General features: G+C 58.9%; 5 protein-coding genes, 2 tRNA genes and 1 riboswitch. Of the genes, 6 read left to right on the top strand and 1 reads right to left on the bottom strand.

Features of this window, described 5'->3' with window-relative positions:
• Window positions 1-99: 99 nt before the first annotated feature.
• Entirely contained in the window at window positions 100-609 is a 510-nt protein-coding gene (locus tag ACW9JE_RS27085) for a 6,7-dimethyl-8-ribityllumazine synthase (RefSeq protein WP_457434505.1), read from the bottom strand.
• A gap of 102 nt (window positions 610-711) precedes the next feature.
• Window positions 712-880: riboswitch (FMN riboswitch) on the bottom strand.
• Between the two features lie 198 nt (window positions 881-1078).
• Between ACW9JE_RS27085 and ltaE the strand changes: the two genes are divergently transcribed.
• The 6 genes from ltaE to ACW9JE_RS27055 all read left to right on the top strand — a co-directional run bounded on the left by ltaE (window position 1079) and on the right by ACW9JE_RS27055 (window position 6899).
• On the top strand, window positions 1079-2083 hold the full coding sequence (ltaE, locus tag ACW9JE_RS27080; protein ID WP_224539186.1) for a low-specificity L-threonine aldolase: 1005 nt from the start codon (window positions 1079-1081) through the stop codon (window positions 2081-2083).
• Between the two features lie 146 nt (window positions 2084-2229).
• Complete coding sequence (alaS, locus tag ACW9JE_RS27075) at window positions 2230-4851, top strand: alanine--tRNA ligase (RefSeq protein ID WP_457434504.1); 2622 nt, start codon at window positions 2230-2232, stop codon at window positions 4849-4851.
• A 91-nt stretch (window positions 4852-4942) separates the two neighbouring features.
• Window positions 4943-6184 carry an aspartate kinase gene (locus ACW9JE_RS27070; RefSeq protein ID WP_224539182.1) on the top strand — a complete coding sequence of 414 codons (1242 nt, stop codon included), beginning with the start codon at window positions 4943-4945 and terminating at the stop codon, window positions 6182-6184.
• 188 nt (window positions 6185-6372) lie between these two features.
• On the top strand, window positions 6373-6561 hold the full coding sequence (gene csrA, locus ACW9JE_RS27065) for a carbon storage regulator CsrA (RefSeq protein ID WP_154745572.1): 189 nt from the start codon (window positions 6373-6375) through the stop codon (window positions 6559-6561).
• Between the two features lie 62 nt (window positions 6562-6623).
• Window positions 6624-6714, top strand: a tRNA-Ser gene (locus ACW9JE_RS27060).
• A 108-nt stretch (window positions 6715-6822) separates the two neighbouring features.
• Window positions 6823-6899 (top strand) — tRNA-Arg (locus ACW9JE_RS27055).
• Window positions 6900-7022 lie beyond the last annotated feature (123 nt).

Here is a 7022-nt window from a genome sequence, read left to right as displayed (position 1 = left end):
CATAAATATTGACCGATACACCGCATTCGCGAGCAAGCCCGCTCCCACAATGGGATTGAGTGAAATCAGGCAGATCACCCAATCCACAGGTTTTGTGTTTTAGACAGCGACTGCCCGCGGCTCAGTCCGCTGCAACGCCCGCACCTTCTTCAGCGTATCCGCACAAGTCTTCGCCGCTTCCTGACCCTTATGCAGGAAATGCTCGAAGAAGAACTTGTGATGCTCTTCACCGGCATGGAAGTGGTGCGGAGTCAGGGACACCGAGAACACCGGAACTTCGGTTTCCAGTTGAACCTGCATCAGGCCGCTGACCACTGAATGGGCGACGAAATCGTGACGGTAGATCCCGCCATCCACCACCAGCGCAGCCGCGACGATGCCGGCATAACGACCGGTCTTGGCCAGCAATTTGGCGTGCAGAGGCATTTCAAATGCACCGCCGACCTCGAAGAAATCGATGTCGGACTCCTGATAACCTTGGGCAATCATTTCGGCGACGAAGCCTTTACGGCTCTGATCGACAATATCCTTGTGCCAGCAGGCCTGAATGAACGCAACGCGCTCGCCCTGATGGTGTTTGCTTTTGCTGTCGATTGCGGTGGGTTGCATGTTCTGACTCCTGTTTGTGTGAAAAACAGGGCGTTATGAATCGAAGGGGATTTCAGGGTACGCACGCTCGCAGCAATGCTGCGCACGGCCCATCGGCAACAATCCCGTTCTCTCTTCATCCGGACTATGACCGTCGGCCCCGGAATCACACCGGGTCTGCTGACCTTGCTGCCAGGCACCGAAAGCGGTGCCGTCACCAAGCGCTCGCGGGCTATGCGCCTTGCGCGCAATTACCGCCGGTGGGGAGTTGCACCCCGCCCTGAGAACGTTTTTGCCGCCAGACTGTGTGGCGGCGCAGAGTTTGTAACACATATTTCCTACAGGTGCATTGATGCTTTCAGATGATTGCCATCGGCTTTTTCGCTGCATTAATCCGCCTTTTCCTCACCCAAGGGTTGATTAATCAACGGCATGACCGCAGTAATTCCTGTCTGAAAGGGATTTCCCCCTGCTTACCGAGGCCAGACTCATGAGTGTTATCGATCTTCGCAGCGACACCGTCACCCAACCCTCCGCCGGCATGCTCGACGCGATGGCCACCGCGGCCACCGGCGATGATGTCTATGGCGAAGATCCGACGGTCAATCGACTGGAAGCCGAGCTGGCCAAGCGCCTGGGTTTTGCTGCCGCGCTGTTTGTCCCCAGCGGCACCATGAGCAACCTGCTCGGCTTGATGGCCCATTGCGAGCGCGGCGACGAATACATCGTCGGCCAGCAGGCGCATACCTATAAATATGAGGGCGGCGGTGCGGCGGTGCTCGGTTCCATCCAGCCGCAGCCGCTGGAAGTGCAGGCCGATGGTTCACTGGACTTGGCTCATGTCGCCGCTGCGATCAAGCCGGACGACTTCCACTTCGCCCGCACCCGCCTGCTGGCGCTGGAAAACACCATGCAGGGCAAGGTGCTGCCACTTGAGTATCTGGCACAGGCTCGCGGTTTCACCCGCGAGCATGGGCTGCAACTGCACCTGGATGGCGCGCGGCTGTATAACGCGGCGGTCAAGCTGGGTGTCGATGCCCGGGAAATCACCCAGCACTTCGATTCGGTCTCGGTGTGCCTGTCCAAAGGCCTCGGCGCACCGATCGGCTCGGTGCTGTGCGGCTCGGCAGAGTTGATTGCCAAGGCGCGGCGCTTGCGCAAGATGGTCGGTGGCGGCATGCGCCAGGCCGGGATTCTCGCCGCGGCGGGCCTCTATGCGCTGGATCACAACGTGCAGCGTCTGGCCGAAGACCACGCCAATGCCCAGCGACTGGCCGAAGGCCTGCGTGCGGCGGGTTATGAAGTCGAGCCGGTGCAGACCAACATGGTGTACGTGAACATCGGTGACAAGGCCCAGGCGCTCAAGGCGTTTGCCGCCGAGCGTGGCATCACCCTCAGCGCTGCCGCCCGTCTGCGGATGGTGACGCACTTGGACGTCAGCCGTGATCAAATCGAGCAGGTCGTCGCGACATTCGTCGACTTTTCGCCCAAGTGATAGCGTTAGCACGCCAATTGACCGTTTCTATCGTATAAACACGCTGTACCCCGCGCGCAGGGCCGATATAATGCGGCCCTTTGCCGTCGTTTCGTCTGGTGACGTTTCGAACAGGCCTTTGGCCGCAGCCTCCGTGGAAGAACCTAATGAAAAGCGCAGAAATCCGTGAAGCCTTCCTTCGCTTCTTCGAAGAGCAAGGCCACACCCGTGTAGCCTCCAGCTCTTTGATTCCGGGCAACGACCCGACCCTGCTGTTCACCAACGCGGGGATGAACCAGTTCAAGGACTGCTTCCTGGGCCAGGAAAAACGCGCGTACACCCGCGCCGTCAGCAGCCAGAAATGCGTGCGCGCAGGCGGCAAGCACAACGACCTGGAAAACGTCGGCTATACCGCTCGTCACCACACTTTCTTCGAAATGCTGGGTAACTTCAGCTTCGGCGATTACTTCAAGCGTGATGCCATCACCTACGCCTGGACCTTCCTGACTTCTGACAAATGGCTGAACCTGCCGAAGGAAAAGCTGTGGGTCACCGTCTACGCCAGCGATGACGAGGCGTACGACATCTGGACCAAGGAAATCGGTGTTCCGGCCGAGCGTATGGTCCGTATCGGCGACAACAAAGGCGCGCCGTACGCTTCCGACAACTTCTGGACCATGGGCGATACCGGCCCGTGCGGTCCTTGCACCGAAATTTTCTACGATCACGGCGCCGACATCTGGGGCGGCCCACCGGGCTCGCCGGAAGAAGATGGCGACCGTTACATCGAAATCTGGAACAACGTGTTCATGCAGTTCAACCGCACCGCCGATGGCGTGTTGCACCCGCTGCCAGCACCGTCGGTGGACACCGGCATGGGCCTGGAGCGGATCAGTGCCGTGCTGCAGCACGTTCACTCGAACTATGAAATCGACCTGTTCCAGAGCCTGCTGGACGCTTCGGCCAAGGCCATCGGTTGCACTAACGACGCCCAGGCTTCCCTGAAAGTCGTGGCCGACCACATCCGTTCCTGCGGTTTCCTGATTGCCGACGGCGTGCTGCCGTCCAACGAAGGCCGTGGCTACGTGCTGCGCCGGATCATTCGTCGCGCCTGCCGTCATGGCAACAAGCTGGGCGCCAAGGGCAGCTTCTTCTACCAGATCGTTGCAGCGCTGGTTGCCGAGATGGGCGAAGCTTTCCCTGAGCTGAAATCCCAGCAGGCGCACATCGAGCGCGTACTGAAAGCCGAAGAAGAACAGTTCGCCAAGACCCTGGAGCAGGGCCTGAAGATCCTCGAGCAGGATCTGGCCGAACTCAAGGGCGACGTGGTACCGGGCGACGTAGTGTTCAAACTCTACGACACCTACGGTTTCCCGATGGACCTGACCGGCGACATCGCTCGCGAGCGCAGCCTGACCATCGACGAAGAAGGTTTCGAGCGTGAAATGGAAGCCCAGCGCGTCCGTGCCCGTTCCGCCAGCTCCTTCGGCATGGACTACAACAGCCTGGTCAAGGTCGACGTCGACACCGAGTTCACCGGTTACCACGCCACCAGCGGTTCGGCGAAAGTTGTGGCTATCTATAAAGATGGTCAGTCGGTGGACGTATTGAATGAAGGCGAAGAGGGTGTCGTGGTGCTGAACCAGACGCCGTTCTACGCCGAATCCGGCGGCCAGGTCGGCGACTGCGGTTACCTGCAGGCCGGTCCTGCGCGCTTCGACGTTCGCGACACCACCAAGACCGGCGGTGCGTTCCTGCACCACGGCGTGCTGGCGTCGGGCAGCCTGTTGATCGGTGCGCCGGTTGAAGCCCACGTCGAAGCCGACGTGCGTCACGCCACTTCGCTGAACCACTCGGCCACCCACTTGCTGCACGCGGCATTGCGCAAGGTGCTGGGCGATCACGTACAGCAGAAGGGCTCTCTGGTGGACAGTCAGCGCCTGCGCTTCGACTTCAGCCACTTCGAGGCGATCAAGCCTGAGCAGATCAAGGCACTGGAAGACATCGTCAACGCCGAGATCCGCAAGAACTCCGCCGTTGAAACCGAAGAAACCGACATCGACACCGCCAAGAAGAAAGGCGCAATGGCGCTGTTCGGCGAGAAGTACGGCGACAGCGTTCGTGTGCTGAGCATGGGCGATTTCTCCGTCGAGCTGTGCGGCGGTATCCACGCCAAGCGCACCGGCGACATCGGTCTGCTGAAAATCATCAGCGAAGGCGGTGTGGCTGCCGGCGTACGTCGTATCGAGGCAGTCACCGGTGCCGCGGCACTGGCCTACTTGAACGGCGCGGAAGAACAACTCAAGGAAGCGGCCAGCCTGGTCAAGGGCAGCCGCGACAACCTGATCGACAAGCTGTCGGCTGTGCTGGAGCGCAACCGTCTGCTGGAGAAGCAACTCGAGCAGTTGCAAGCCAAGGCAGCCAGCGCGGCGGGCGACGATCTGTCGGCTTCCGCTCTGGACGTCAAAGGCGCCAAAGTGCTGGCTGCGCGCCTCGATGGCCAGGATGGCAAGGCGTTGCTGGCGCTGGTCGATCAGCTGAAAAACAAACTCGGCCGCGCAGTGATCCTGCTCGGCAGTGTCCATGAGGATAAGGTCGTTCTGGTTGCAGGCGTAACCAAGGACCTGACTGGCCAACTCAAAGCCGGTGATTTGATGAAGCAAGCCGCTGCGGCAGTGGGCGGGAAGGGCGGTGGTCGTCCGGACATGGCGCAAGGCGGCGGTACCGACGCCGGCGCTCTGGACGCGGCGCTGGCGCTGACCGTTCCATTTGTAGAGCAGGGTTTATAAGGCAGCGCCTGCGGTCCGCAGTCTAGTGGCGGGCCGCAACGCTGTTTGAGTGATTATTTGGGCGCCCTTCATGGGCAGAGGCGGCTTTGAAATGGCTTTGATCGTACAGAAATTTGGAGGCACCTCGGTCGGCACTGTCGAGAGAATCGAGCAGGTCGCCGACAAGGTTAAGAAATTCCGCGAAGCTGGCGATGACCTGGTGGTTGTGCTGTCTGCAATGAGCGGCGAAACCAACCGTCTGATCGATCTGGCCAAGCAAATCAGTGGCGAAGATCAACCGGTTCCGCGTGAGCTGGATGTGATCGTGTCCACCGGTGAGCAGGTGACGATTGCCCTGTTGGCCATGGCGCTGATGAAACGCGGTGTGCCAGCGGTGTCCTACACCGGCAACCAGGTACGGATTCTGACGGACAGTGCGCACAATAAAGCGCGTATCTTGCAGATTGATGACCAGAAGATTCGCGGCGACCTGAAGGCCGGTCGCGTTGTCGTCGTCGCCGGTTTCCAGGGTGTTGACGAACAGGGCAACATCACCACCCTCGGTCGTGGCGGTTCCGACACCACTGGCGTGGCGCTGGCGGCAGCCCTGAAGGCTGACGAATGCCAGATCTACACCGACGTCGACGGCGTCTACACCACCGATCCGCGCGTGGTGTCCGTGGCTCAGCGCCTGGACAAGATCACCTTCGAAGAGATGCTGGAAATGGCCAGCCTCGGTTCCAAGGTGCTGCAGATCCGCGCGGTGGAATTCGCCGGCAAGTACAACGTCCCGCTGCGCGTACTGCACAGCTTCAAGGAGGGTCCGGGCACCCTCATTACTATCGATGAAGAGGAAACCATGGAACAGCCGATCATTTCCGGCATCGCCTTCAACCGCGATGAAGCCAAGCTGACCATCCGTGGCGTGCCAGACACCCCGGGCGTTGCGTTCAAGATTCTCGGCCCTATCAGCGCCGCGAACATCGAAGTCGACATGATCGTGCAGAACGTTTCGCACGATAACACCACCGACTTCACCTTCACCGTGCACCGCAACGACTACCAGGCCGCCCAGGGCGTGCTGGAAAACACCGCTCGCGAGATCGGTGCCCGCGAAGTCGTTGGCGACACCAAGATCGCCAAGGTATCGATCGTCGGCGTTGGCATGCGCTCTCACGCAGGCGTCGCCAGCCGCATGTTCGAAGCGCTGGCCAAGGAAAGCATCAACATCCAGATGATCTCGACTTCGGAAATCAAAGTCTCCGTAGTGATCGAAGAGAAATACCTGGAACTGGCTGTGCGCGCCCTGCACACGGCTTTCGATCTGGACGCACCGGCCCGCCAGGGCGAGTGATGCGTTTGGCAAAAGGCGCGGTCTGACCGCGCCTTTTGTTTTTTTGAATGGCGTGATCCTCCCAAGCTGTTCTTTTGCTCGCGTTAGTCAATACTCTGGCATGTAGGCCTCAGCCGAATTGGTTGTAGGCTTTTGCCTTCTTTTTTGCAGACTGCTGTCCCTGAAATGAAATGCGTGAGGTGAAAGGTATGCTGATTCTGACTCGTCGGTGCGCAGAAAGCCTGATTATTGGTGATGGCGAAATCACCGTAACCGTGCTCGGCGTCAAAGGAAATCAAGTGCGTATAGGGGTCAACGCCCCGAAAGAGGTAGCTGTCCACCGTGAGGAAATCTACCAGCGCATCAAGAAAGAGAAGGACGAAGAACCAAGCCATTAATTTTTATCGATTTTTATGTTTGCAAACGGGGAAGAAGCTGGTTAATATACGCCCCGTGTTGCGGAGAGCTGGCCGAGTGGCCGAAGGCGCTCCCCTGCTAAGGGAGTACACCTCAAAAGGGTGTCGGGGGTTCGAATCCCCCGTTCTCCGCCATTATTTTCGTAGTACGTTGTAATCTGGCTTCTTCTGTAAGTTGTTGAAATTACTAGAAAAAAGCGCTTTACAAACAGATTTAACGGCCTATAATGCGCGGCAACAAATGCACTCGTAGCTCAGCTGGATAGAGTACTCGGCTACGAACCGAGCGGTCACAGGTTCGAATCCTGTCGAGTGCACCATTTAAGAGTTGTTTGTAGCAATATGAATAGCTCGGCTTCAGCCAGTTGTGGTCTGGTCTAAAAACACAAAATGCACTCGTAGCTCAGCTGGATAGAGTACTCGGCTACGAACCGAGCGGTCAC

The sequence above is a fragment of the Pseudomonas sp. SDO55104_S430 genome (assembly GCF_054070595.1).
The sequence above is the reverse complement of the archived record's forward strand: the minus strand, read 5'-3'. Positions and strand labels throughout refer to the sequence as shown.